25 protein-coding genes are annotated in these 25,609 nt (G+C 72.4%); 8 read left to right on the top strand and 17 right to left on the bottom strand.

Annotated features, from left to right (window positions below):
• Positions 1-76: 76 nt before the first annotated feature.
• The 4 genes from ACMXN5_RS05270 to ACMXN5_RS05255 form a co-directional block, all read right to left on the bottom strand.
• Positions 77-829 (bottom strand): amino acid ABC transporter ATP-binding protein, encoded by a 753-nt coding sequence (locus tag ACMXN5_RS05270; RefSeq protein WP_395787040.1) that lies wholly within the window; start codon positions 827-829, stop codon positions 77-79.
• 50 nt (positions 830-879) lie between these two features.
• Complete coding sequence (locus ACMXN5_RS05265) at positions 880-1,794, bottom strand: amino acid ABC transporter permease (protein WP_395786338.1); 915 nt, start codon at positions 1,792-1,794, stop codon at positions 880-882.
• A gap of 103 nt (positions 1,795-1,897) precedes the next feature.
• Entirely contained in the window at positions 1,898-2,803 is a 906-nt protein-coding gene (locus tag ACMXN5_RS05260) for an ABC transporter substrate-binding protein (protein ID WP_439674222.1), read from the bottom strand.
• Between the two features lie 259 nt (positions 2,804-3,062).
• Positions 3,063-3,962, bottom strand: coding sequence for a UbiA family prenyltransferase (locus tag ACMXN5_RS05255; RefSeq protein ID WP_439677951.1), 900 nt, complete (start codon positions 3,960-3,962; stop codon positions 3,063-3,065).
• Positions 3,963-4,221: 259 nt separating this feature from the next.
• Here ACMXN5_RS05255 and ACMXN5_RS05250 point away from each other — a divergent pair, with 259 nt between their 5' ends.
• From ACMXN5_RS05250 to ACMXN5_RS05240, 3 genes are read left to right on the top strand one after another with little or no spacing between them, the layout of a single operon-like run.
• Positions 4,222-5,286, top strand: coding sequence for a type III polyketide synthase (locus ACMXN5_RS05250; RefSeq protein ID WP_439674221.1), 1,065 nt, complete (start codon positions 4,222-4,224; stop codon positions 5,284-5,286).
• A 6-nt stretch (positions 5,287-5,292) separates the two neighbouring features.
• On the top strand, positions 5,293-5,811 hold the full coding sequence (locus ACMXN5_RS05245; RefSeq protein WP_439674220.1) for an isoprenylcysteine carboxyl methyltransferase family protein: 519 nt from the start codon (positions 5,293-5,295) through the stop codon (positions 5,809-5,811).
• Complete coding sequence (locus tag ACMXN5_RS05240; protein ID WP_439674219.1) at positions 5,808-6,821, top strand: NAD(P)/FAD-dependent oxidoreductase; 1,014 nt, start codon at positions 5,808-5,810, stop codon at positions 6,819-6,821. Before ACMXN5_RS05245 ends, ACMXN5_RS05240 begins: the two co-directional genes overlap by 4 nt.
• A 544-nt stretch (positions 6,822-7,365) precedes the next feature.
• On the opposite strand, the gene ACMXN5_RS05235 is transcribed toward ACMXN5_RS05240, so the two are convergent.
• The 5 genes from ACMXN5_RS05235 to ACMXN5_RS05215 form a co-directional block, all read right to left on the bottom strand.
• Positions 7,366-8,799, bottom strand: a complete 1,434-nt coding sequence (locus ACMXN5_RS05235; RefSeq protein ID WP_439674218.1) for a PLP-dependent aminotransferase family protein — start codon at positions 8,797-8,799, stop codon at positions 7,366-7,368.
• Between the two features lie 80 nt (positions 8,800-8,879).
• On the bottom strand, positions 8,880-9,719 hold the full coding sequence (locus ACMXN5_RS05230; RefSeq protein WP_439674217.1) for an SAM-dependent methyltransferase: 840 nt from the start codon (positions 9,717-9,719) through the stop codon (positions 8,880-8,882).
• A gap of 253 nt (positions 9,720-9,972) precedes the next feature.
• Positions 9,973-11,496 carry an RNA polymerase sigma factor gene (locus tag ACMXN5_RS05225; protein WP_126635819.1) on the bottom strand — a complete coding sequence of 508 codons (1,524 nt, stop codon included), beginning with the start codon at positions 11,494-11,496 and terminating at the stop codon, positions 9,973-9,975.
• A 941-nt stretch (positions 11,497-12,437) separates the two neighbouring features.
• Positions 12,438-13,304, bottom strand: a complete 867-nt coding sequence (locus tag ACMXN5_RS05220) for an NmrA family NAD(P)-binding protein (protein ID WP_439674216.1) — start codon at positions 13,302-13,304, stop codon at positions 12,438-12,440.
• 108 nt (positions 13,305-13,412) lie between these two features.
• On the bottom strand, positions 13,413-14,264 hold the full coding sequence (locus tag ACMXN5_RS05215; protein ID WP_439674215.1) for an AraC family transcriptional regulator: 852 nt from the start codon (positions 14,262-14,264) through the stop codon (positions 13,413-13,415).
• A 226-nt stretch (positions 14,265-14,490) separates the two neighbouring features.
• Between ACMXN5_RS05215 and ACMXN5_RS05210 the strand changes: the two genes are divergently transcribed.
• The 3 genes from ACMXN5_RS05210 (at position 14,491) to ACMXN5_RS05200 (ending at position 17,270) form a co-directional block, all read left to right on the top strand.
• Positions 14,491-15,381 (top strand): SIS domain-containing protein, encoded by an 891-nt coding sequence (locus ACMXN5_RS05210; RefSeq protein WP_439674214.1) that lies wholly within the window; start codon positions 14,491-14,493, stop codon positions 15,379-15,381.
• Between the two features lie 34 nt (positions 15,382-15,415).
• Positions 15,416-16,348: a 1-phosphofructokinase family hexose kinase gene (locus tag ACMXN5_RS05205; protein ID WP_439674213.1), complete on the top strand. Its 933-nt coding sequence runs from the start codon at positions 15,416-15,418 to the stop codon at positions 16,346-16,348.
• A gap of 64 nt (positions 16,349-16,412) precedes the next feature.
• Positions 16,413-17,270 carry a class II fructose-bisphosphate aldolase gene (locus ACMXN5_RS05200; protein ID WP_439674212.1) on the top strand — a complete coding sequence of 286 codons (858 nt, stop codon included), beginning with the start codon at positions 16,413-16,415 and terminating at the stop codon, positions 17,268-17,270.
• Positions 17,271-17,342: 72 nt separating this feature from the next.
• On the opposite strand, the gene ACMXN5_RS05195 is transcribed toward ACMXN5_RS05200, so the two are convergent.
• The 7 genes from ACMXN5_RS05195 to ACMXN5_RS05165 form a co-directional block, all read right to left on the bottom strand.
• Positions 17,343-18,722 carry a cytochrome P450 gene (locus ACMXN5_RS05195; protein WP_439674211.1) on the bottom strand — a complete coding sequence of 460 codons (1,380 nt, stop codon included), beginning with the start codon at positions 18,720-18,722 and terminating at the stop codon, positions 17,343-17,345.
• Positions 18,719-19,339 (bottom strand): GTP-binding protein, encoded by a 621-nt coding sequence (locus ACMXN5_RS05190; RefSeq protein WP_439674210.1) that lies wholly within the window; start codon positions 19,337-19,339, stop codon positions 18,719-18,721. The genes ACMXN5_RS05195 and ACMXN5_RS05190 overlap by 4 nt, the downstream gene beginning before the upstream one ends.
• Positions 19,320-19,670, bottom strand: coding sequence for a DUF742 domain-containing protein (locus tag ACMXN5_RS05185; RefSeq protein ID WP_439674209.1), 351 nt, complete (start codon positions 19,668-19,670; stop codon positions 19,320-19,322). Before ACMXN5_RS05185 ends, ACMXN5_RS05190 begins: the two co-directional genes overlap by 20 nt.
• Positions 19,667-20,074: a roadblock/LC7 domain-containing protein gene (locus ACMXN5_RS05180; protein WP_379998100.1), complete on the bottom strand. Its 408-nt coding sequence runs from the start codon at positions 20,072-20,074 to the stop codon at positions 19,667-19,669. Before ACMXN5_RS05180 ends, ACMXN5_RS05185 begins: the two co-directional genes overlap by 4 nt.
• Complete coding sequence (locus tag ACMXN5_RS05175; protein WP_439674208.1) at positions 20,071-21,540, bottom strand: sensor histidine kinase; 1,470 nt, start codon at positions 21,538-21,540, stop codon at positions 20,071-20,073. Before ACMXN5_RS05175 ends, ACMXN5_RS05180 begins: the two co-directional genes overlap by 4 nt.
• A gap of 427 nt (positions 21,541-21,967) precedes the next feature.
• Positions 21,968-22,552 carry a septum formation family protein gene (locus ACMXN5_RS05170; RefSeq protein ID WP_439674207.1) on the bottom strand — a complete coding sequence of 195 codons (585 nt, stop codon included), beginning with the start codon at positions 22,550-22,552 and terminating at the stop codon, positions 21,968-21,970.
• A 121-nt stretch (positions 22,553-22,673) separates the two neighbouring features.
• Positions 22,674-23,276 (bottom strand): CGNR zinc finger domain-containing protein, encoded by a 603-nt coding sequence (locus tag ACMXN5_RS05165; RefSeq protein WP_439674206.1) that lies wholly within the window; start codon positions 23,274-23,276, stop codon positions 22,674-22,676.
• A gap of 359 nt (positions 23,277-23,635) precedes the next feature.
• Between ACMXN5_RS05165 and ACMXN5_RS05160 the strand changes: the two genes are divergently transcribed.
• The gene (locus ACMXN5_RS05160; protein WP_439674205.1) at positions 23,636-24,139 is read left to right on the top strand and encodes a hypothetical protein; all 504 of its coding nucleotides are present in this window, start codon (positions 23,636-23,638) and stop codon (positions 24,137-24,139) included.
• 72 nt (positions 24,140-24,211) lie between these two features.
• Here ACMXN5_RS05160 and ACMXN5_RS05155 read toward each other — a convergent pair whose 3' ends face one another.
• Positions 24,212-24,970 carry an IclR family transcriptional regulator gene (locus tag ACMXN5_RS05155; protein WP_439677950.1) on the bottom strand — a complete coding sequence of 253 codons (759 nt, stop codon included), beginning with the start codon at positions 24,968-24,970 and terminating at the stop codon, positions 24,212-24,214.
• A gap of 381 nt (positions 24,971-25,351) precedes the next feature.
• Between ACMXN5_RS05155 and ACMXN5_RS05150 the strand changes: the two genes are divergently transcribed.
• Positions 25,352-25,459: a putative leader peptide gene (locus tag ACMXN5_RS05150; protein ID WP_439674204.1), complete on the top strand. Its 108-nt coding sequence runs from the start codon at positions 25,352-25,354 to the stop codon at positions 25,457-25,459.
• The last annotated feature ends 150 nt before the right edge of the window (positions 25,460-25,609 follow it).

The following is a 25,609-nucleotide window of genomic DNA, read 5'->3' as shown; positions in this document are numbered from 1 at the left end:
CTCCGTCCGGGCCGGCGAGCCGCCCCGGACGGAGCAGGACGGCCGCCGGCCCGACGAGACGCGCGCTACGCCGAGGTCACAGCACCTTGGACAGGAACGCCTTCGTGCGCTCGTGCTGCGGGTTGGCCAGTACCTCGCGCGGATTACCCGCCTCGACGACCAACCCGTCGTCCATGAACACCAATGAGTCGCCCACCTCGCGGGCGAAGCCCATCTCGTGCGTGACCACGATCATCGTCATGCCGTCCTCGGCCAGCCCGCGCATGACCTCCAACACCTCGCCGACCAGTTCGGGGTCGAGCGCCGAGGTGGGCTCGTCGAAGAGCATCAGCTTGGGGTCCATCGCCAGTGCCCGGGCGATGGCCACCCGCTGCTGCTGGCCACCGGACAGCTGCGAGGGGTAGGCGTCTGCCTTGTCGGCCAGACCCACCCGCGCCAGCAGCTCGTGCGCGCGGGCCCGGGCCTCCGTCTTGCTTATGCCCTTGACCTGGGTCGGCGCCTCCATGATGTTGCCCGCGGCGGTCATGTGCGGGAACAGGTTGAAGCGCTGGAAGACCATGCCGATGTCGCGCCGCTTGAGCGCGACCTCGCTGTCCTTCAGCTCGTAGAGCTTGCCGTCCTTCTCCCGGTAGCCGACGAGGTGGCCGTCCACCCACAACCGCCCGGCGTTGACCTTCTCCAGGTGGTTGATGCAGCGCAGGAAGGTGGACTTGCCGGAGCCGGAGGGGCCGACGATGCACATGACCTCGCCGGTCGCGACCTCCAGGTCGATGCCCTTGAGCACTTCGAGCGGGCCGAACGACTTGCAGACGTCCTCGGCCCGGACCATCACCCGACCGGGCTCGGCCGGGCGGGGTGCGGGCTTGTCGAGATTGGTCGTCATCGGGTCTTGCCCCCCGGGCGCCGGGTGCTGAACACATTGGCCATGATCCGCTGGAGCGGCGTGGGCGGCAAGGCTCGACTGGATCCACGAGCGAAGTAGCGCTCGAGGTAGTACTGGCCGATGCTGAACACCGTGGTCAGCAGCAGGTACCAGAAACATGCGGCGAAGAGAAGTTCCATCACCGCGAGGTTGTGCGTGTACACGTCCTTCGCCTTCTGCAGCACTTCGGGATAGACCACCGCGCTGGCGAGCGAGGACGTCTTGAGCATGTTGATGAACTCGTTGCCGGTCGGCGGCACGATCACCCGCATCGCCTGCGGCAGCACGATCCGGCGCAGGGTGCGGCCCTTGGACATGCCGAGCGCGTGCGCCGCCTCGGTCTGGCCCTCGTCCACCGACTGGATGCCGGAGCGCACGATCTCCGCCATGTAGGCGCCCTCGTTGATGCCGAGGCCGAGCAGCGCCGCCATGAACGGGGTGATCACATCGTTGGTGTTCTGGCCGAACATGGTCGGGAAGACCAGCGCGAGGTTGCCCCAGATGAGCAACTGCACCAGGACCGGGGTGCCGCGGAAGAACCAGATGTAGACCGAGGCGACGGTCGAGGTGACCGGGTTGCCGGACAGCCGCATGATCGCCGCCAGCACACCGAGGACGAGCCCGACCGCCATGGCCGCCAGGCTGATCAGCAGGGTGTTGCCGGCGCCCTTCATGATCTGGTCGTCGAAGAGGTAGTCGCCGGTCACGTCCCAGTGGATCTTCGCGCTCGCGAACGCGTTGATCAGCAGGCCGACCAGGGCGAGGACCACGACGGCGGCGACCCAGCGGCCGTAGTGCGGTACGGGGATGGCCTTGATGGGTTCCCGCTTGACCGGCTGTTTGTCGGCAGGGGGTGTTGCGGGCGTGGTCACGGTCGGGTGACCTCCTCTTGGAGCACGAGTACGGACGCGGTCGGGCGGGCGCGGATCGGGTCCGGCCCGGCCGTCGGGCGACGGGGCGGGCCGGACCCCGCGATCAGGAGGTGCCGCCGTTGATGGTGACCTCGGTGACGGCGCCGGCCTCGACCTTCCAGTTGGCCAGGATCTTGGCGTACTCGCCGTTCTTGATCAGCGCCTCCAGGGCCGACTTCAGCGCCTGCTGGAGCTGCGTGTTGTCCTTGCCGACGCCGATGCCGTACAGACCGGCCTCGATCTGGTCGCCGGTGACCTCGAAGTCCTTGCCGTCGCCGGAGGTCTGCGCGTTGTACGCGGCGACGGGGAAGTCGTTGAGGTCGGCCGCGGCGGCGCCGCTCTTCAGCTTGAGCAGGGCCTCGCCGTCGTGCTCGTACTTCTGGATGGTGATCGCGCCCTTGCCCGAGTCCTGACACTTCTTGGACTGGGCGGTGGCGACGTCCTCGTTGGTGGTCGCCTGCTGGAGCGCGACGGTCTTCCCACACAGGTCGTCGAGCGACTTGATGTGCTGCGGGTTGCCCTTCTGCACCAGGATCGAGGTGCCCGCGCGGAAGTAGTCGACGAACGACAGGCCCTGGCCCTGGCGTTCCTTCTTGTCCGTCATCGCCGACATCACGATGTCGAAGCGCTTGGAGGTGATGCCGGTGATCAGCGAGTCGAACTGCGAGTTCTTGTAGTCGTACTTGACGCCCAGCTGCTTGGCGAGCGCCGCGGCCAGTTCGGGGTCGACGCCGACCGCCTTGCCGTCCTTCATGAACTCGATGGGCGCGTACGCGACCTCGGAGCCGATCGTGATCTTGCCGGACTTTTGGACGTCGGGCGGCAGCATCTTGAAGAAGGGGGCGTTCTCGTCCTTCTTGCCGAGCGCGCTGTCGCCGCCGTCGTCGCCACAGGCGGTCAACAGCATGGATCCCGCGATCAGGGTCGCGGCGGACGCGATCAGACGGCGGTGGGTGAAGCGACCGCTCATGTGCGGGTTCCTCCAGTGTGAGGGGACAGAGGTGCCGGCACGGCACGAGCTGGCTCGGGGTGACCGATCTGCGGGCGGTTTGGACTGATCCTGGATCGAGCTATGGGCATGAATGATTTCCTGATGCTCTGAGCGGGACAATGGGACAGATTGTTAAATACGAAGATCCAATTTGACAGACCGTAAAGCAGCGATCGCTCTATTTCATCCCATCAGCCCTTTTTCAGGGCATACCGAAACAGCTCTGACGGGGACGGGTCTACGCGCATTGGCGTGATGATCGTCCGACGTCACGCGAACCGGTCCGTGCGATCCCGGTACCCCGGCGGAGCAGCAGCGCAACGTCGATCGCGGCGACCGCCACGGAGGACGCGAAGGGGATCCGGGGCCGCCGGCCGCCGAGCAGTGCGCCGGTCGCGGCGAGGGCGCCCGCGCCGAGGAGGGCGAGTCGGCCCGCGCGATCCGGCCGGCCGTACGCGAGCAGCGCGGTGGCGGCGAGGAGCGGCAGCGGGGTGAGCGCCCGGATCCCGGTCGGGCCGAGCCGGTGCGGCAGGCCGCGCACCCCCGCCGCCCGATCGTCGGCCAGGTCCGGCAGTGCGTCCGCCAGATGCGCCCCGCAGCCGAGCAGCGCGGCGGCGCCGACGATCCACCAGGTGGGCCCGGGTCGGCCCGGCAGCCCGAACGCGACGAACGCCGGCAGGCTGCCGAATCCGATCGCGTACGGCACCCACGACCCGGCCGTGCTCTTGACCCCGAGGTCGTACGCCCAGGCCGCACCCACGCCGACCAGATGCGCGGTGCCGGCCGCGGGCCCGGACGCGTAGGACAGCGGAACGCACACCACGAGCGCGCGGCGGGCGGCGCGCGCCACCCGATCGGCCCCGACCAGGCCGGCCGCCACCGGCTTGCCGCCGCGCCCCGCCGCCCGGTCCCGTTCGGCGTCCACCGCGTCGTTGCACCAGCCGACCGACAACTGCCCGGCGAGCACGGCCGCGCCGACCAGTACGCAGCCGCGCGCGTCCCGGCCGGCGGCGCGGGCGAGCCCGGTGGTCAGCGCGGTGACGGCGACGGTCGGGCCGGGGTGGCAGGCGAGCAGGAGGCCGACGGCGGGGGGCCGTTCGGGGTGGCCGGGAGCGTCGGAGCGGCGGCGGGCGCGCAGGCGGGCGAGGGGACGGCCGAGGGGGTGCGGGGCGGGGCGGCTCGGCGCTGCGGTGTCACTCACGTGGGTGTCCTTCGGGTGAGTCGGCGGTGGGACCGGAGGGGTCGGAGCGCATGCGGGCGGCAACTACGGGCAAACGACGTGGGTTCCGTGTTCGCGCTGGGCACTGTTCCAGCGTTCCCTACCTCTCCCGCCTCCCGATACCTGCCTTTTCACCCGCTATTCCAGCCCCGCCCCCTAATCCAGCAGGGGAATCGCCATGACCCGCATCGCCGCCGTCCGTGGTGCACTGCCGCCGCACCGATACCCGCAGGCCGAGATCACCGACACGTTCGCGGCGCTGTGCCTGCCGACCGGCGCCGATCGGCGCGTACTCGACCGGGTGCACGCCAGTGCCCGGGTGGACACCCGCCATCTGGCGCTGCCGCTCGACCACTACGCCAAGTTGGCGGACTTCGGCGCGGCCAACGAAGTCTGGCTGGAGGTCGCGGTCGACCTCGCCGCCGAGGCGACCGAGTCCGCGCTCGGCGCCGCCGGGTTCGGCGCGCGGGACGTGGACCTGATCCTGTTCACCACCGTGACCGGCCTGGCGGTGCCCTCCGTCGACGCGCGCCTGGTCGGCCGGCTCGGCCTGCGCGAGGACGTCAAACGGCTGCCGGTGTTCGGCCTGGGCTGCGTGGCGGGTGCGGCCGGGATCGCCCGATTGCACGACTACCTGCGCGACCGGCCCGACGAGGTCGCGGTGTTGGTCTCGGTCGAGTTGTGCTCGCTCACCCTCCAGCGCGACGACGCGTCGATGGCCAACGTGGTGGCGAGCGCGCTGTTCGGCGACGGCGCGGCGGCGGTGGTGGTCCGCGGGGACGACCGCGAGCCGGGACACGGGAACGGGGACGGGCCCAAGGTGATCGCCGCCCGCAGCCGGATGTACCCCGGCTCGGAGCGGGTGATGGGCTGGGACGTGGGCGGTTCGGGCTTTCGGATCGTGCTCGGCGCCGACGTACCGGAGATGGCCCGTACCCATCTCGGCGGCGACGTCCGGGGCTTCCTCGCCGACCACGGCCTGACCACGGCCGACATCACCGCGTGGGTGTGCCACCCCGGCGGCCCCAGGGTGCTGGAGGCGGTTGCCGAGACGCTGGACCTGCCCGCCGGCGCCCTCGACGCGACCTGGCGGTCCCTGGCCGCGACCGGGAACCTGTCCTCGACGTCGGTGCTGCACGTGCTGCGCGACACGATCGCCGCCCGGCCGGAACCCGGGACCCCCGGCCTGATGATCGCGATGGGCCCCGGGTTCTGCTCCGAACTCGTTCTGGTGGAGTGGTAGGTCGCGATGTATTGGTATTTCGCCCTGGTCGGCCTGGTCGCCCTCGAACGGCTCGCGGAACTGGTGGTCGCGCGGCGCAATCTGGCCTGGAGCCTGGCCCGGGGCGGCGTGGTCAGTGGGCGGGGACACTATCCGCCGATGGTCGTGCTGCACGTCGGCCTGCTGGCCGCGTGCATACTCGAAGTCGGCCTGGCCGACCGGCCGTTCGTACCCGCGTTCGGGTGGACCATGGTCGCGCTCACGGTGGCCGCGCAGGCGTTGCGCTGGTGGTGCATCACCGCGCTCGGGCCGCACTGGAACACCCAGGTCGTGGTCGTGCCCGGGTCGCCGCTGATCCGGCGCGGGCCGTATCGGCTCTCCTGGCTGCGCCACCCCAACTACGTCGCGGTGGCGGTCGAGGGCGCGGCGTTGCCCCTGGTGCACGGCGCCTGGATCACCGCGCTCGCCTTCACCACCCTCAACGCCGCGTTGATGGTGGTCCGGATCCGCTGCGAGTCCGCCGCGTTGTCGGCGGCGACCGCGTGATCGACCTGCTCGTCGCGGGTGGTGGGCCGGCGGGGCTGGCCACCGCGATCCACGGCGCGCTCGCGGGGCTGCGTGTGGTGGTGGTCGAACCGCGCCCCACGCCGGTGGACAAGGCGTGCGGCGAGGGGCTGATGCCGGCCGGGGTGGCCGCGCTCGCCGCGCTCGGGGTGGCGCCCGCCGGGCGGCCGTTGGCCGGGATCCGGTACGTGGACAGCCGGCACGCGGTGGAGGCGCGGTTCCGGGCCGGGTCGGGGCTCGGGGTACGTCGGACCACGCTGCACGCGGCGCTGTACGAACGAGCACTGGCCCTCGGCGTGGAGCACCGGATCGGCCGGGTCGCCGAGGTTCGCCAGGACGCGCACTCGGTGACCGCGGCCGGGCTGACCGCACGCTGGCTTGCGGCGGCCGACGGGCTGCACTCGCCCGTGCGGGCTGCGCTCGGCCCCGCGCCGCGCGATCGGCGGGATCGGCGGTACGGGCTGCGCCGGCACTACCCGATCGCGCCGTGGACCGAGTTCGTCGAGGTGCACTGGTCGCCGCGTGGCGAGGCGTACGTGACGCCGGTCGGCCCGGACCTGGTGGGCGTCGCCATGCTCGGCCCGCGCGGTCGCACCTACGCCGACCACCTCGCCGCGTTCCCGGCCCTGCGCGAACGGCTCGCCGGCGCGGCGGGCGGCGAGGTACGCGGCGCGGGACCGCTGCGCCAGCGGGTGCGCAGTCGCGTCGCGGGCCGGGTGCTGCTCGTGGGCGACGCGGCCGGCTACACCGACGCGCTCACCGGCGAGGGCGTCGCCCTGGCCCTGGCCTCGGCCCGCGCCCTGGTCGCGGCCGTGCGGGCGGGCCGTCCCGAGCGCTACGAGCGCGACTGGCGCCGCCTCTCTCGCCGCCACCGCGTACTCACCGAAGCCCTCCTCACCGCCCGCGCCCACCCCCGAACCGCCCGCCTGATCGTCCCGGCCGCCCACCGCCTCCCCACCGCCTTCACCACAATCGTCAACGCCCTCGCCTGACCGGCGGGCGACCCGAACCGCGAGGCACTGCCGCCGGATGCGGGGCCCGGCGAGGCGAAGGCGGGCGGCCGGCAGGGGAGCCCGGAAGCCGCCCGCCGAGCATCGGGGCGCGACCGCCGAGGACGCGACCGGAGCGGACTCCGGCGGGCGAAGGCGGGGGATCCGCGGGGAGTCGGAGAAGCCGCCCGCCCAACGTCGGGGCGCGAGCGCCGGGGAGGCGACCGGAACGAGCTCCGGCGGGCCGAAGGCGGGCGGTCTGCGGGGGCCGGGGAGGCTGCCCGCCGCGCGTCGAAGTGCGAGCGCCGGGGAGGCGACCGGAGCGGACTCCGGCGGGCCGAAGGCGGGCGGTCTGCGGGGTGCCGGGGAAGTCGCCGGCCGAACGTCGGGGCGTGCGTGCCGGGAAGGCGGGCGGGGCGGGCTTCGGTGGGTTGAAGGCGGGCGGTCTGCGGGGAGCGGGGGAGTCGTTCGCCGAGCATCGGGGTGCGAGCGTTGGGGAGTGGGGCGGGTTCCCCGGGTCTGGGTTTGGTGCTGCTCGGGTGCGTTGTTACGCCGTTGCCGATGCCAGGGCTCGGCACAGTGCTGTTACCGCTGCCGGGTATGCGTGGTCCGGGGGTGTGGCGTAGCCGACTACCAGGCCGTCGCGGGCTGGGGAGTCGGTGTCGGGGTGGCGGAAGGTGGACAGGGCGTCCAGGGCCAGGCCCTCGCGTTCGGCTGCGGCGATGGTGTCCGGCTCGGTGCCCGGAGGCAGTTGCAGCACCGCGTGCAGGCCCGCGGCGATTCCCGTCGCGCTCACGTGCGGTGCGTGTTCGGCCAGCGCCGCGACCAGGTGGTCTCGGCGGGCCCGATAGCGCTGCCGCATCCGGCGGATGTGCCGGTCGTAGTGGCCGCCCTCGATGAAGTCGGCCAGCGTGAGCTGATCGGTGACCCCGGCCCACGCCTCGCGCTGTCCCTTCACCGCGAGCACGTCCTCGACCAGATGCCCGGGCAACACCATCCAGCCGAGCCGGATCGCGGGAGACAGGCTCTTGCTCACCGAACCGACATAGATCACCCGGTCCGGATCCATGCCCTGGACCGCGCCCACCGGCCGCCGGTCGTAGCGGAACTCCCCGTCGTAGTCGTCCTCCACCACGATCCCGCCGCCCGCCCGCGCCCAGTCGAGCGCGGCGACCCGACGCTCCGGCGGCAGCGGCCCGCCCGTGGGGAACTGGTGGGCCGGAGTGAGCACCGCCACCCGCGCCCGCGCCAACGCGGCCGACCCGGCCGTGTCGGCGCCGTGCTCGTCGATCGCCAGCGGCAACGTGCGCACCGACGCCGCCGCCAGGATGGAGCGATGGAAGGCGAGCCCGTACGCCTCCACCGCGGCCGGCCCCCGCAACACCCCGCCGAACAACAACCGCAACGCATGCGCGAACCCGGAGCAGACCACGATCCGGTCCGGATGGGTACGCACCCCCCGCACCCGCGCGAGGTAGTCCGCCAGCGCGGCCCGCAACTCCGGGCGCCCCTGCGGATCCCCGGGCCCGAACGCCTCGCTCGGCGCCGCGTTCAACGCCCGCCGCGCCGACGCCACCCACGCCGCGCGCGGGAAGGACGCCGCGTCGGGCTGCCCCTGGCGCAGGTTGTACGTCGGCCCCGCCGGATTCCCGGCGACCGGTCGCACCCTGGCCCGGGGGCGCGGCGCGGCCAACGGCTCGGCCCGCCGGGCCACCCGCGTCCCGGACCCCTGCCGCGCGGTCAACCAGCCCTCGGCGACCAACTCCGCGTACGCGTCGGCGACGGTGTTGCGCGCGATGCCCAGATCCGCCGCGAGCGAACGATACGGCGGCAACGGCGTGTCCGGCCCCAGCCGTCCGCTGCGGATCGCCTCCCGGATCGCCCGGATCAACCCGGCCCGCCGCCCGCCCGCCCCGGACACCTCCAGATGCAGATCCCGCCCGATCCACCGGGCCGGATCGTCCGCGATCGGCGTGCTCATGGCCTCATCGTATGCATCGTGCGAACACCGCCCACGCACCACCGCCACCCGCCGACGGGTCGCCCCGGCCCGCCGGCCCGCTACGGCTTGCGCGCGATCGCGCCGAGGACCAGGCGCTGGCTCACCGTGAGGTCGGCCTCGTCGACGGGCTCCTCCGGGCGCCACAGGTCGACGTACACCAGCCCCGGGTCGGCCGGCTCCAGCCCGTCGAGGTAGGCGGCGATCTCCGCGCGCTCACGGAACCGGCCGCTTTTGTGCGAGCCCTGCATGACCCGCTCCATCTGCTCCGACTCCGGACCGCCGCGCAGGAAGTGGGTCAGGAACAGCCAACTCCCGGACGGCAGCGCGTCGAGGTAGGTGCGCAGCAGGCCGGCCGGGTCCTCGTCGTCGTTGATGTGGTGGATGACGCCCAGCAACATCAGCGCGACCGGCCGGTCGAAGTCGATCAGGCGCAAGACCTCGGGGTTCTTCAGGATCGACCGGGGCTCACGCAGGTCGGCCGTGATCACCGTGGTCCGCTCGTTCTCGGCCAGCAGCGCACGACCGTGCGCGAGCACGATCGGGTCGTTGTCGACGTAGACCACGGTGCTGTCCGCCGCCACCGCCTGGGCGACCTGGTGGGTGTTCTGCGCGGTCGGCAACCCGGACCCGATGTCGAGGAACTGCCGGACGCCCTGCTCGACCAGGAAGCGTACGCCCCGGTGCAGGATGCGCCGATGCGCGCCGGCGTCGCGCGCGAGGTCGGGCGCCACCGCGATCAGCTTCCGGGCCACCTCGCGATCGGCCGCGTAGTTGTCCTTGCCGCCGATCAGGAAGTCGTAGATGCGGGCGACGCTGGGCACGGTGACGTCGACCCCGGCCGGCGCGGGCGCGCCCTCCGGGTCGGTCGACCACAGTCGGGATTCCGCGTTCTCGGTCATGATCTCAACACCTCGTGGTCGCCGGAGGGGCCGAACGGCTCACCGCCGATGGTAGGCGGCGACCGGTGGGCTCCTGCGGTCGACTCCCTTGCCACACGCGGGAGTTCGCGATCGGTGGAGGGGGCGAGTCGGCCGATGTCCGCACTTGGTGGGATCGGCCGGGCGTCGAGGCGGTGCCGTGGCGCGGGGGATTGCGCCGGGTACGGACGGAGGGCGCCGCCGTGGCGGTCCGTCCGTACCCGGGGTCCTGCCTCTAGTCCAGGTAGTCGCGCAGCACCTGGGAGCGGGACGGGTGGCGCAGCTTGGACATCGTCTTCGACTCGATCTGCCGGATGCGCTCGCGCGTCACCCCGTAGACCTTGCCGATCTCGTCCAGCGTCTTCGGCTGACCGTCGGTGAGCCCGAAGCGCATCGAGATCACCCCGGCCTCGCGCTCGGCGAGGGTGTCCAGGACCGAGTGCAGCTGCTCCTGGAGGAGGGTGAAGCTGACCGCGTCGGCCGGTCGGATCGCTTCGGTGTCCTCGATCAGGTCACCGAATTCGCTGTCGCCCTCCTCGCCGAGGGGGGTGTGCAGCGAGATCGGCTCGCGCCCGTACTTCTGGACCTCGACGACCTTCTCCGGCGTCATGTCGAGTTCCTTGGCCAGCTCCTCCGGGGTGGGCTCACGGCCCAGGTCCTGAAGCATCTGGCGCTGCACGCGGGCGAGCTTGTTGATCACCTCGACCATGTGGACCGGGATGCGGATCGTCCGCGCCTGGTCGGCCATGGCCCGGGTGATCGCCTGCCGGATCCACCAGGTGGCGTAGGTGGAGAACTTGAAGCCCTTGGTGTAGTCGAACTTCTCGACCGCACGAATGAGACCCACGTTGCCCTCCTGGATCAGGTCCAGGAAGAGCATGCCGCGGCCGGTGTAGCGCTTGGCCAGCGAGACCACCAGGCGGAGGTTGGCCTCCAGGAGGTGGTTCTTGGCCCGCTTGCCGTCCTCGGCGACGAGTTCCAGCTCGTGCCGGAACTGCGGGGTCAGGCCGGGCTCGGTGTCCAGCTTCTCCAGCGCGAACAGGCCGGCCTCGATGCGCTTGGCGATCGACACCTCCTGCTCGGCGTTGAGCAGCGAGACCTTGCCGATCAGCCGCAGGTAGTCCTTGACCGGGTCCGCGGTGGCACCCGGCGTGGTGACCTGCTGCTGCGGGGCGTCGTCCTCGTCGGTGGTGAGAACGAAACCGCTGGGCCCGACCTCGGGGGCCACGGCGTCGCCGGGCTCGTCGAACAGGTCCTCTTCGACCAACGCCTCGTCGCCGTCCTTGGGGACACTCGGCTCGACGGGGGTCGTCTCGGTGGTGGTGGTGGACGTCGTCTTCTTGGCCGCGGTCTTCTTCTTGGCTGCGGCCTTCTTCGGCTTCGGAGCAGATTCCACGACGGACTCTCCCGATTCCGTTGCCGCGGGCGTGACTTGCGCGGGCAAGGTCTCTGTGTTCTTGACACGGGTTGAGCGCGTGGATAGCGTCTTCTTGACAGATCGCCGAGTTGTGGCTACGTCTCTCCGTTGGGTCTCTTTGACCGGGTTGACGGTCAACGTCACACCCGCCTCGTCAAGAACCTCGTTGAGGCTACGGAGGATGCTCTTCCACTGCGTCGCAGGGATGGCATCCGTTTCGAAGGCTCGGCGTATGTCCTCGCCGGTAATCGATCCTTCGGCACGGCCGCGCTCGATGAGCGCCACCAGAGATTCCGATTCGGCGATTCTGTTGGGAAGCGTGCTGGACGAGCTCGGGGTCACAAATAACCTCTCGGTTCACGCGGGCATGCTGCGGCGCCGCAACTACACCGAATCGATGACGGATCCGCGGGACCGGACCCGTCGGCGCTGCCGGCGCCACTCAAGGCATCGCTCCGATCGGTACAAGTGTTACGCCTCCACGAGGGTGACCTGGGTCACGTCGGTCCGCAGCGGCTTCGAGCGGTTGGTCCCCCAGTGTGCGGGACGGTCCGGTGATCTGCGTGATCGTGCCGATGGGCCCGGGTTTCCGGGCTCGGGCGCGGTCGCACACGCCTGCCGGGCCGGGGATCGGCGGCGACCGGATGCCGGTGGGACGAGACGGATGTTCGGGGAGGGTGGGGTCGGAGGGACAGGACAGGGACCGGTCGTCGGCGTCGGGGTCGCTCGGACGATCCCGAACCTGTCTTGAGAATGCCCGCCCTCGGGCGCGTTACGCCCGCGAAGTCGGGGGCCGCCGCCGGACGTCGGGCTCCGGCGGGTGGGCCGGCGGGGGCCGGCGCGGGGGTCGGGGCGCGGCGGAAAGCGGTGGCCGGACTTTTTTGCGCGGCGCTGCGGCGGTAATGCGCGGGGTGGTCGCGGGCCACCGGGAATCGGGTGTCGCCGGGATCGGTATTCATCGGCTGTTCGGGTGGTAGCGGTTGTGCGTGATTGTTTTTCCGGTGGGATGGATATCCGGTACGCCGCGCCGGCGAAAGAGTGAATTCGGGCGGAGGGTTTCGGCGGTCGATACCGAGCGTGCCGCTTTCGGATGCGATGGGTGAGCGCGGTGATTCGGCGGCCGGCATCCGGAATGCGGTCGGGTGATTGCGGGCCGGATTCTTTTGCCCTCTTCGGCGGCGCGGGCGGGACATCCGGCGGGGCGTCGGGGAATTCGGTCGCGGGCGTGCGGGCGGGCCCGTCCGCGGTGCGTCGGACGGGCCCGGCGGGTGGGTGGTCGGGGGTCAGGGCGTCCAGGCGCCGGTGGGGGCGGCCGAGCGCACGAACTCGGTGAAGTCGCGGGCCGGGCGGCCCAGCGCGCGCGGGACGCCGTCGGAGATCGCGGCCTCCAGGCCGCGGTGGATGCTGCCCAGGGCGGAGGTCCACATGGCCACCTCGACCTCGGGCACACCCTGGGCGATCAGGGCGGCCGCGTACTCGTCGGGGTCGGCGGCCACGTAGTCGGCCCGCCGACCGCCGGCGGCGGCGATCTCGGCCAGCGCGGCGTCGAAGGTCAGCGCCCGGGGGCCGGACAGTTCGTAGGTCTCGCCGTCGTGGCCGGGGTCGAGCAGGGCGGCGGCGGCCACGGCGCCGATGTCCTCGGTGTCGACGAAGGACACCGCCGCGGCGCCGGTCGGCAGGACCAGCTCGCCCGCCTGGATGCCGTCGCGGAACAGGCCCTCGCTGAAGTTCTGCGCGAACCACCCCGGGCGCAGGATCGTCCACGCCGGGACGGCGCCGCGCACGGCGGCCTCCAGGTCGAGTCGGGCCCGCGTGGCCGGATCGTCCGCGGCGAAGTAGCCGGGGGTGTCGACGCCCCGCGCGGAGAGCAGGACGATGCGCTCGACGCCGGCGGCGACCGCCCGACGTACGAAGGCGGGACCGGCCTCGGCACCGTCCAGTGGGACCAGGTAGACGGCTCGTACGCCGTCCAGGACCCGGTCCCAGGTGCTCTCGTCGGACCAGTCGAAGGGCACCTCGGTGGATCGGGAGGCGACCCGGACGTCGGCGCCCCGGGCGCGCAGGGCGGCGGCCACGCGGCTGCCGGTCTTGCCGGTGCCGCCCAGGACGAGGATCGGGTGCTGCGGTGCGGGTCGGGTCGTGGTTGTCATGCGTCCAGCCTGCTTCGCGCGCCGCCCGGCAACCATGGGTGAGAAGCCGGGGGGCATGTGCGTGCGTCCGGGACCTCGTCGGCCGCGCGGTTTTGCGCCGGGTCGGTACTACGCGGCGCGGTGGTGGGCGGTGCGGTGGGCCGAGGGGCTCAGGCCGCGGACCCGTTTGAAGGCGGTGCTGAACGCGAACGCGTCCGCGTAGCCGACCCGGCGGGCCACGGCGGCGACCGTGGCGTCGGGTTCGGTGAGCAGTTCGGCGGCCAGGGCCATCCGCCACTCGGTCAGGTACGTGAGCGGCGGTTGGCCGACGCGGGCGGTGAAGCGTTCGGCGAGCGAGGTGCGGGACACACCGGCCTCGGCGGCCAGGGCGGCGATCGTCCAGGGGCGGGCCGGGGCGTCGTGTACGGCGCGCAGGGCGGCGCCCACGATCGGATCGGCCAGGGCCAGGTACCACTGCGGGGCGTGCGCCTCGGGGAGGTCGAACCACGCCCGCAGCGTGCAGGCCAGCAACCAGTCGAGCAGGCGGTCGAGCACGACCTGTTGGCCCGGCCGGTCGGCGGCGACCTCGGCGGAGAGGAAGTCCAGGAGTTGATGGTCGCCGTCCGGGTCCGGCACCACCAGCAGGTCGGGCAGCGCGGTGGGCAGTCGGCGGCCGATGTCGGTGTGCGCGCGGTAGGCGCCGGAGATCAGCTCGGTCGGCGCGTCGGTGGCCGGGTCGGCGGGCCCGTCGGCGACGAAGGTGAACGGGGCCGGGCCGCGGACCACCGCCGTATCGCCCGGGCGCAGCGGGCGCGACGGGCCGCTCTCGGGCACGATGCGCCCGCCGCCGCGCACGAGTGTGCAGACGGTCAGCGGCGTGCGGCAATCGAGCCGGACGGACCCCGCCGGGGGCACGATCCGCCGGTCGAACAGGGCCTCGTCGGCCCTGATCCCGCGCAGCAGGTCGGCCAATCCATCCATGGGGAGAGCCTAGGCCCTGTCCGGCGGGGCGGGGGACCGGCGCCGGCGGGCGGGGGACGGGGTGGCGATCGGGGCGAAATTTGCCGTGAATCGGGATGAGTCGGGCTTGAGTGGGGTGTGCGACGTTGCTCATTCGTGCGTGAAACTGCTATCAAATGAATAGTTTCAAGCATGTGAGTGCAGCAGTGCGCAGCGCTGCGCATCGTTCGAGCACCCCGGGAGCGCCATGACGACCGTCAGTCACACGTCCGCCGAGATCGCCACCCAGCCCGCGTTGTGGGCCCGCGCCGCCGCGCTCGCGGGGGAGTGCGCGGGGCTGCCGAAGAGCGGCGAGCGGGTCGCGGTCGTCGGCTGCGGGACGTCGTGGTTCATCGCTCAGGCGTACGCGGTGTTGCGCGAGCGGGCCGGGCTCGGGGTCACCGACGCCTTCGCGGCCTCGGAGTTTCCCGGCGTACGGGACTACGACCGGGTGGTCGCGCTGAGCCGCTCCGGCACCACGACCGAGGTGTTGCGGCTGCTCGCGGAGGTGCGTGGCAAGGTCGCCACGACCGCGATCACCGGCCCGCCCGGGACGCCGATCACGACCGCGGCGGACGAGATCGTGATGCTCGACTTCGCCGACGAGCGCTCGGTCGTGCAGACCCGGTTCGCCACCACGGCGCTCGCGTTGTTCCGCGCGCATCTGGGCGAGGACCTGGCCGCGGCGGTGCGGGACGCGGAGACCGCCGTCGCCTGGGAGCCGGACGCGGCGTTCGTGGCCGCCGAGCAGTTCACCTTCCTCGGCTCGTCGTGGTCGGCGGGACTGGCCGCCGAGGCCGCGTTGAAGATGCGCGAGGCGGCGGGGGCGTGGACCGAGAGCTACCCGGTGATGGAGTACCGGCACGGGCCGATCAGCATCGCCGCGCCGAACCGGGTCACGTGGGTGTTCGGTCCGGTGCCGGAGGGGCTGGCCGAGCAGGTCGCGGTCACCGGCGGCACCTTCGTGGCCGGCTCCCTCGACCCGATGGCCGAGCTGATCCGGGTACAAAAGCTCGCGGTCGCGATCGCGGAGAGCCGCGGCCTGAACCCGGACGAGCCGAGGCACCTCACCCGGTCCGTGGTGCTGGACGCGTCGTGAGGGACGTCGGGCGCGGGCCGGCGGGGCGGGCGTCGTGATCGTCACGGTGACGCCGAATCCGGCCTGGGATGTCACCTACCACCTGGAACGACTGGACCGGCACGGGGCGAACCGGCCGGCGTCGGTCGGCGGGCGGGCCGGCGGCAAGGGGATCAACGTCACGCGGGTGTTGCGCTCGCTCGGGGTCGCGGTCGTGGCGGTGGCGCCGCTGGGCGGGCCGACGGGCGAGCGAATACGGGCCGACCTGGCCGCGGCCGACATCGCGTTGACCTCGGTGCCGGTGGTGGGCGAGACGCGGTGCACCACGACGATCGTGGAGACCGCGTCGGGCGGCGCGACGTCGTTGAACGAACTCGGCCCCTCGCGGACCGCCGAGGAGTGGGCGCGGGTGGTCGCCGCGGCGGCCGAACTGCTGCCCGGCGCCTCGGCGTTGGTGCTCTCCGGGAGTCTGCCGCCGGGAGTGCCTGAGGGCGGTTACGCGGAACTGGTCGCCCGGGCGCGGGCGGCGGGCGTGCCGGTGTTGTTGGACGCCTCGGGGCCGGCGCTGCTCGCGGGGGTGGCGGCCGGGCCGGATGTGGTCAAGCCGAACGCGGACGAGTTGCTCGCGGCGACCGGGGAGCGTGATCCGCTGCGCGCGGTGGCCCGGTTGGCGGCGCGGACGGGGGCCGGCGGCGCGGTGGTCGCGTCGTTCGGTCCGGGCGGGATGTTGGCCGCCTCCGACGCCGGGTGGTGGCGGGCGGTGCCGCCGGAATCGGTGCACGGCAACGCCACCGGCGCCGGGGACGCGGCGGTCGCGGCGCTGGCCCGGGGGCTGGCCGAGGGCGTGCCGTGGCCGGAGCGGTTGCGCGACGCGGTGGCCCTGTCGGCGGCGGCGGTGGCCGCGCCGCTGGCCGGGGACGTGGACGGCGAGCTGTACCGGGCCTGGCGGCCTCGGGTGCGGGTGGACGCGGTGGCGCCGCCGGCGTAGGGCGCGGGCGGCGCGGTGGTGATGGTTGTGGTGCCGGGCGGGATCGTTCCAGAGGAGTTGTGCGATGGGCTTGACCTCGACGGGGATACTGACCGACGCGGCGCGGGCGGACGGGGTGGGGGTGGCCGCGTTCAACGTGATCACCCTCGAACACGCCGAGGCGGTGGTGACGGCCGCCGAGCGGGCCGGGCTGCCCGTGGTGGTGGCGATCAGCGAGAACGCGGTGAAGTTCCGGGGCGGGCGGCTGGGACCGCTCGCGGCCGCGTGCCGGGTGCTGGCGGAGGAGGCCGGGGTGCCGGTGGCACTGCACCTGGACCACGTCGAGTCGGTCGAACTGCTGGCGGCGGCCGAGGGTACGGGGATCAGCTCGGTGATGTTCGACGCCTCGCGGCTCGGTTACGCGGAGAACGTGGCGGCGACGGCCGACGCGGTGGCCTGGGCGCACGCTCGCGGCATCACCCTGGAGGCCGAACTCGGCGAGGTGGGCGGCAAGCCGGGCCATCCCGCGCTGGACGCACACGCGCCCGGGGCGCGCACGGATCCGGCCGAGGCGGCGGCATATGTACAGGCGACCGGGGTGGACGCGTTGGCCGTCGCGGTCGGCAGCAGCCACGCGATGCTCGATCGCACCGCCACGCTCGACCACGACCTGATCGCCCGGCTGCGCGAGGCGGTCGGCGTTCCGCTGGTGCTGCACGGCTCGTCGGGCGTGCCGGACGAGGAACTGCGGGCGGCGGTGTCGGCCGGGATGACCAAGATCAACGTCGGTACGGCGCTGAACATCGCCTACACCGGCACGCTGCGCGAGCGCCTGGCGGCCACCCCCGGCAAGGCCGACCCGCGACCGGCGCTGTCCGCTTCGCGGGCGGCGATGGTCGACGCGGTCGGGGCCCTGCTGCGGGTGATCACCGCGAAGCGGTGAACCCGGCGGGTCGGGCCCGCCCGGTGCTCGTGCGGTGATCGAGCGCCGGGGGGCGGCCCGGCGCTCGCCGGGTCAGCCGAAGAGCCACGTGCTCAGCCGCGACCACCACGTGGTGGGCAGCGGCGGGAGCAGCGGCTCCGGCGGGCGGGTCGCCCGGTCGGGGCGGGCGGGGCGGACCCACTCGGCGGGCTCCACCAGGGGGACCGGGGTGAACTCGACCGGCAGCGAGGTCAGGTAGCGGGCCCAGGTGGCGGCGTGCCAGGCGGGCGGCTGGTCCGGGTGGGCCAGTCGGATGTCGGGCAGTCGGCTGTTGAGGGTGTCGATCGCGGTGTCGGTGATGGCCCGGCCGATGTCCTGCCCCGGGCACAGGTGCGCGCCGCCGCTGAACGCCAGGTGGGCCCGGTTGTGGTGGACGGGCACGGTGAGGTCGGTACGGATCTGCGGGTCGACGTTGCCGGCCATCACGCCGAGCACCAGCAGGTCGCCGGCCCGGATCCGCCGCCCGCCCAACTCGGTGTCGACCAGCGCCCAGCGACCCGGGATGACCCACAACGGCGGTTCGTCCCACAGGACCTGCTCGACCGCGTCGGGCAGGCTCAAGCGGGCGCCGGCCAGCGAGGCGGCGAACCGGTCGTCGGTGAGCACCACCCGCAGGGTGTTGGCGATCAGCGCGATGGTCAGTTCGTTGGCGGCGACCATCACGAGCCTGAGGTGGTGCAGCACCTCGTCCTCGGACAGCCGGTTCGGGTGCTCGATCAGCCAGGAGGGGAAGTCGGCGGCCGGCTCGCGGCGTTTGCGGTCGGCCAGGTCGCGCAGCGTCTGCAGGATGAACTCGTTGGATTCCAGGGCGCGTTCGCTCTGCATCATCAACTCGGCGCTGGCCTGCACCAGTTGCGGACCCATCTCGTCGGGCAGACCATAGAGCTGCGCGATGACCAGCATCGGCAACTGCTGGGCGAACTGGGCGACCAGGTCGGCGTGGCCGTCGGCGGCGATCCGGTCGATCAGCTCGTGCGACAGGCGTTGCACGTGTTTGCGGATGCCGCGCCGGTCGAACCGGTCCAGGCTCTCCGTGACCACCGAGCGCAACCGCTGGTGTTCGGCGCCGTCGCTGGAGACGCAGTCGGGGCGATACTCCATGATCGGCAGGATCGTCGCGTCCGGCGGGATCCGGCCCTCGCGCCAGTCGCGCCAGTTGCGCGCGTCCCGGGAGAACCGGCTCGGCGTGCGCATGACTTCGAGGTTCTCCCGGTAGCCGAGCACCAGCCAGCCGGGGAAATCGCCGTCGACCAGGATCGGGGCGACCGCCCCGTATTCGGCGCGCAGTCGTTCGTACGCGGCACCCGGATCCGCGATGGTCTCCGGACCGTACAACCGCGTGATGCCCTCGGTGGCCGTCGCGCCCGCGTGCGCGGGGCAACCGGGCGGCGGAACGGGGGGAGGAGCGGTCATGGCGTCTCCCGGTTCGTGGTGAGCGTGTGGAGGTATTGCATGAGCGCCATCAGCACATCCCGGCTGGAACCTCGGTCGCGGGCGTCGCAGTCGACCATCGGTACGGTGTCGTCGAGGTCGAGCGCGCCGCGCAGTTCGTCCATGGAGTAGATCGGCGACTCGGGGAACGTGTTGACCGCGACCACGAACGGCACGCCGCGATCTTCCAGGCGGCCCATCACGTCGAAGCACACCTCCAGGCGCCGGGTATCGACCAGCACCACGGCGCCCAGCGCGCCGTCGAACAGGCCGTTCCACAGGAACCAGAAGCGTTCCTGCCCGGGGGTGCCGAACAGGTAGAGCACCAGGCGCTCGTTGAGGCTGATCCGGCCGAAGTCCATCGCCACCGTCGTGGTGCTCTTGGCCTCGACGCCCGAGAGGTCGTCGATGCCGACGCCCGCCTGGGTCATCGTCTCCTCGGTGGTGAGGGGACGGATCTCGCTGACCGCGCCGACGAGGGTGGTCTTGCCGACCCCGAACCCGCCGACGATCACGACTTTGACCGCGGCGGCGGCCGTCGCGGGCAGCATGTCCTCGGGACGCGGCCCGACGAGGGTCTCAGAGCCGTTGTAGTCCATGCATCACCGCCTTGAGGAGATCGATGTCGGGCAACGACGCGGCCGGGATCGGGGCTCGGGCCTCCAAGTCGTCCGCGGTCACCATGTCCGCGAGCACCAGGGTCAGGACGCTGGTGGGTAACCGCATGTGGGCGGAGATCTCCGCCATCGACAACGGTTGTTCGCACATGCGCAGGATCGCGGCGGGCTCGGGGCCCATCCCGCGGGTGGGTGTGTGCTTGGCGACGAACAGCGTCACGAGGTCCAACCGGCCGGGGTCGTCCGGGTTCTCCCCGACCAGGTACAGCCGTTCGGGGTAGGGAACGCGCCGCGTGCGCCGCGGCACGGTCACGGGAAGGCCCCGTCGTGGCGTGGAGGACTGGTCAGGTGTTCGCCGATGCGGATCACCAGGTCGCGCATGCGGTGGCCGAGCAGGCCGGTGTCCACCTGTCCGTCGGCGAGCACCGCGAGGTAGGCGCCGGCGCCGGCGGCCATCATGTAGAAGTAGCCGCCGTTGACCTCGATCACCACCAGCCGCATCCGCCCGTCCCCCTTGGGGAATTCGGCGGCCACGGCGGCGGCCAGGCTCTGTAGGCCGGCGCACGCGGCGGCGAGCCGGTCCGCGGTGTCGGCGGCGGTGTTGTGCTGGGCCATCCGCAGGCCGTCGGCGGACAGCAGCACGATGTAGCGCGTGAAGGGCACGCTCTTCGCGAGGTCGGAGAGCATCCAGTCCATGTTGGGTCGGTACGCCGTCATCGGTATCCCCCGTCGTCCCACGAGTTTTCGCCGGTCTCGGATCGTGGTTCCTTGGGCGGTTCGCCGTTGATGCCGCTGAGGAAGGCGTCCAGGCCCAGTCCCGGCGGGGTCTCGTCGACGCTCGGGGCGGCGGCGGGAGTCGTCGGCTTGGCGGCGCGGTGTCCGCGGGTGCCACCGGCGCGGGGCACCGTGCCCAGGCCCCGTCGGCGGCGCTGCGGCAGACCGTTGGCGCCGAACTCGGTGTGCGCCGGCGTCTCGGTCATCAGGTCGTGCAGGGACGGGAGTTCTTCCAGGTGCGACAGATGCTCGGGCATCGGGTACATCGGCGGCACGTTCGCGGTGATCTGGTTCTGCGGGATGACCACGACGGCGCGCACGCCGCCGTAGGCCGACGGACGCAGCATCACCTTGAAGTTGTAGGTGTGCGCGAGGCGGGCCACCACGGTCAGGCCCAGCCGCGGGGTCTCGCCCAGGTCGCCGAGGTTGAGCGCGTCGCCGTCCAGGGACAGGATGCGCTCGGCGCGGCGGCGGGCCTCCTCGCTCAGGCCGACGCCGGCGTCCTCGATCTCGACCGCGATGCCGCTCTGCACCTCGGTCGTGCTCAGGTGCACGGTGGTCGAGGGCGGCGAGTATCGGGTGGCGTTGTCGAGGAGTTCGGAGATCGCGTGGATCAGCGGTTCGACGTGCTGGGCGATCACCGCGACCTCGACGACCGACGACAGTTTGACCCGGCGGTAGTCGAGGATGCGCGACATCGCGCCGCGCAGCACGCTGTACATGCCGATGTCGGTCTCCCACTGGCGGCCCGGGCGAGCGCCGCCGAGCACCGCGATGCTGTCGGCCATGCGGCCGATCAGCGCGTTGCCGTGGTCGAGGTGGAGCAGGTCGCGGAAGACCACCGGGTCGTCACCGTGCCGGTCCTCCATGTCCCGCATGTCCTGGGCCTGTTGGTGGATGGTGGCCTGGACGCGGCGGGCGATGTTGACGAACGCGCGTTGGGCGGACTCGCGCAGGTCCTCCTCGGCGCTGACGGTGTCGATCACCGAGCGGATCACGTTGCGGTGCGCGATGGCGAACTCGGTCGGCTCCTTGGGGTGCGGCGCGACCTTGCGCATCACCTCGGGCACCGGTTCGCCCATCTGCAGTCGGCCGATCGCCTCGGGCAACATCTCCTCGGAGAGCCGGATCATCTCCGACTCCTGCTCGGCGAGTCGGCGGCGCAGGCCGATCTGTTGCTGCTGGAGCCTGGTGTGCAGTTGGGCGATCGTGCGCCCGCGCCTGCCCGCCTCCGCGGCGCACACGGCGACGGCGACGGTCGCGAGTCCGCCGCACAGGGCCACCGCCGGGCGGGCCTGGTCGGAGACCGCGGCCACGGCCGCGGCCGCGCACACGGCTGTCACGAGGAAGGGGAGGATCCAGACGAGGGCCGGCCGTCGGCCTCCGGGGGACGATCCAGCGAGAACCATCGGCATCCTCGAAAAAGGTCGGAATCGAATCGTGCGGGTGTCCTGCGGACCGCTCGGCGGATCGGGCCGCCGGTGGCATGTTCGGGTGCGCTCGCGGCCGGTGCCGGAGCCCGAAGGGCGATCCGAGCCACCGTCGCGGGCGTCAGGCTACGCGGATGCTCGGGGCGGATCGGTCGTGTGGCCCACAAGCCCCTCGAACGGGTGAATCCGGTCCGAAGAGGCCATCGATCATCGCGAACGCGATAAGGAATCGCGGCCGATTCCCGTCGTCCGTCGGCCTGTTCACGACGGTGGGTGGCGGCGGGTTCGCGGGCGCCGGCAGGGGCCGGTTCGTGATCGTGCGCGAGGGGCCGGACATGGCGCAGCCGACCGCGCCCGGGGACACGGGCGGGGTCGGCTGCGGTGGGTAACGGTGCGGCGTGCCGCGTTACTTCAGCGGCGCCGTCAGGGGTGTGCCGTCGGTGCGCTTGAGCAGGCAGGTCAGGTCCCGGTCGTGCTCATTGAGCCAGCTGCCGGACGTGGGTCGGAACGACAGCTTCGACAGCTCGATGGCGCTGTTGCGGCCGGCCGCGCCCGAGGTCAGCTCCGTGCACTTCGCGGTGATCTCGTCCTTGAACTTCATGCTCGTCGGAGGCAGCGAGTCGGGGATGGTGTACTCGCCCACCACCTCGGCGTCGTGCGGTGTGGTGCAGGCAACGGTGAGGACGTCCTCGCCCTTCTGGTTGATGCAGTCGCCCTTGTGCAGCTTGACCATCTTGACCCGGCCGGGGCTGCTGTTCGGGTTCGCGGTGCCGGCGGGCGGCCGGCTCGCCGACGGGTCGGACTTCGCGGGCAGCGTCGGAGCCGGGGGCATCGTGACGATCGGGGGTTTGGACGCGGTGGCCGCCGGGGCGGCCTTGGGGTCCTTCTTGTCGTCGCTCTTGCCGAGGCAGCCGGACAGCAGCGTGGTGGCGACCAGGACGGCGGCCGCGGCGCCCGCGGAGCGCGTGTGGAGCAGGGACGGAACGCGCATGGAAGATCTGAGCCTCTCGCTGGGGATTCGCCCAGAGTCTTTCGGAGGCCGGCATTCCGGTCTTCAGGGGAGTCCCTTGTCTCCTGTGTCTCCCGCGTCTGCGTGTCTCCTGCGGACAGGGTCAGCCGTCGACGGACGGGTTCTTGCTGCGCCGGTAGTGCCGGGCCACGCGGGCGCGGTTGCCGCAGCCCGCCGAGCACCATTCGCGGCGCGGGTTGTTCCGGACGAAGTGCAGGATGCAGCCCGGGCCGTGACAGGCCCGCAACTCGGTGCGGTCCGGGCCGGTGAGCAGGTCGACGGTGGCGCCGGCCAGCTCGGCCAGGACCGCGGTGATCGGGTCGGCCTCGGTGCGGGTGACGGCGGTCGGCCAGGTGAGCTCGCGCCACTGCGGGGCGGCCCGGGTATAGGTGTTCAGCCGCTCGACGATGTCGGCGGCCGGCACGGTGTCGGTCATCGCGGCGGTGAGCAGGGCGCCGACGCAGTCGCGCAGGTCGAGGGCGCGGGCCAGGTCGTGCGCGTCCATGGCGAGCAGCGCGGCCTCGGACGGCGGGTTGCCCAGGCGCGGTGCGATGTCGCGGAGCCAGGCGGCCAGGTGCGCGGGCTCGGCCAGGCCCTCGTGCGGCGTGCCCCGTACCGCGTAGCGCGTATTGGCCAGCTCCACCGGCAGCGGTTCGCCGAGCAGGGGAGCGCCGCCTGGGTCGAGGTCCGCGATTCGTGTGCTCACAAAACTAATGCTACCGGGTCGCGGCATCCATGTGGATGGTCGTGGGGGTTGGGGGCGGGGACGGGCGCGGATCCGGGAGATGTGACGAGGGAGACATTTGCGGGGAACGAGTTGCGGGCCGGGTTGGTTCCCCGGTCCGGGGATGGGTTTGAGTGCGGCCTTTTGTTCGGTTATACGAGGGTTTGTCGAGCGTATTTCGGGCGCGCGGGCGACGGTTTCGACCCCTGGCGGATCTCCCCGCGGGGGGTGGGGCCAGCCCTACCCACAGAGGGAAGTGAGCACCATGGGGAATGCGTTGCCGAATCCCTAGGTTGGACCTGTCGGACCGAGGGGGTCCGCAGGGGGCCGAGGAGAGTCACGTGAACAACCGCAGCCGGGTCGCAGGACAGGACACCACCAACCCGACGGCCCCCGGCACGGTCGCCTCCTTCGTTCGATTCGTGGTCTTCGGCGGGGGTACGGGACTGGCCTCCAGCGCCGCGCTCGTCGCGCTGAACGGGACCCTGCCGCTCGTCGTCACCAACGCCGTGGTCACCGCGGCCGGCACGGTCCTCGCCACCGAACTGCACAGCCGGTTCTCCTTCCGCGCGGGTCGGGCAAACCTCAAGGCGCACGTCCAGGCAGGCGGTTCGGCCCTGATGGCCTACCTGTTCACCACCGCCGCGATGCTCGGGCTGCACGCGGTCCAGGCGGCGCCGAGCATCATGGTCGAGCAGGCCACCTACCTCACCGCCTCCGGCGTGGCGGGTCTGGCCCGGTTCGTGTTCCTGCGGGTCGCGGTGTTCGCCCGCCCGAGGGCCGGGTCGACCGTCACCACCCGCACCCGCGTGCTGGGCCGCGACGCGCTCGTCGCCGCCGCCTGACCCGGCCGGTACTTCTCGGGCCCGCCCCGACTCCCGCTTCGCGGGGGTCGCGGCGGGCCCTTCGGCATACGCCTATTCGGCGGGCAGTCCGGACTCGCGCAGTCGGCGTCGATGCGGCGGGAGCAGCAGTACCTCCAGGGCGTCGGCGCACGCCTGGGCCCGGTCGCGGAACCACGGGATGCGCTCGTCGGTCATCACGGCGGGGGTGGAGCGCACGGCGAGCGCGGCGTGCGCGTGGCCGGCGCGGTTCAGGATCGGTACGGCCAGGGTGCGTACCCCCGGTACCGACTCGCCGTCGTTGAGCGCGTAGCCGATCGCCCGAGCCGCGTCCAACTGGGCCTGGAGCGCGACCGGGTCCACGATCGTGCGGTCGGTCTGCGGGGCGAGCGGGAGCAGGGGGGCCAGGCCGCCTTCGGCCGGGTCGGCCCAGGCGAGCAGGACCTTGCCCAGCGCCGTCGAGTGCAGCGGTCGGCGCAGACCCGCACCGGTACCGGGCTGGACCGAGCTGCCGACCAGGACCAGGGCGTGCCGGCCGCTGCGGATGGCCAGGTCGGACGTCGCCGACGTGCGTCGGGACAGCTGTTCCAACTCCGGGGCGGCGTGGTGCAGGCCGCGCTGGTGGTAGGCCAGCAGACCCAATTCGGCGACCACGGGACCGAGGCGGTAGCGGCTGGTGCGGTCGTCCTGGTCCAGGAAGCCCGCGCCGACCAGGGTCCGGGCGAGCCGATGTGCGGTGGACACCGACAGGCCCAGGCGGCGGGCGATGTCCGACGCGCTCAGGTCGGTGCCGCCGGCCCGGAAGCAGTGCAGGATGCCGAGGGCGCGCTGCACGGCCTGGGCGCCGGAGGGGGCGGTCGCCGGGCGGGGCGGGTCGGCGGTGTGCGGAGCGTCCGGGGCGGCGGCCGGCTCGGGTGTGGCGGCCGGCTCGGGTGTGGCGGCCGGTTCAGGCGTGCCGGTCGGCTCGGGTGTGCCGGCGGGCTCGTGCGCCGGGATTTTCGGAGTCTTCACTGGCTTCCCCAACTCGCCGTTCGACAGGCGGTTTTCACCATACGGCAAGGGTGCGGACCACTCCGCGCCACGGGGCGCGTCGGAGAGCGACCGGACATCCCACATCGTGGGAAAGTTTGATCGGGTGGCGCGGATCGTGCCAGGATCCACCCCGATGCGCCATTCGGCGCACCCGTGCCGGATGAATGCCGTGAGGAGGCCCGCGTGTCCGCAGCCGCGTCGTACACCGCGCCGCTCGCCGGCGTCCGGGCGCTGCTCACGAGCCGCCGGCACATCGACCTCGCGCGCGTCTCCAGCGCCGGCTGTCGCTGACCCGACCCGCGTTTCCTCGGGGCTTCGGCTCGTCTTCCTTGACGGGCCCCTGCCCGACCGGGTGATGCCTTCGGTCCGCCCCGGTTTCGACCCGCGCGTCGGGTAGGTCTCGCCACCCCCTTTGTCCCACCCCTCTCTTCTCTTCTCTCT

It is taken from the genome of Embleya australiensis, from assembly GCF_051903075.1.
Classification (GTDB): Bacteria; Actinomycetota; Actinomycetes; order Streptomycetales; family Streptomycetaceae; genus Embleya.
This window is presented reverse-complemented; position numbering and strand designations above follow the sequence as displayed.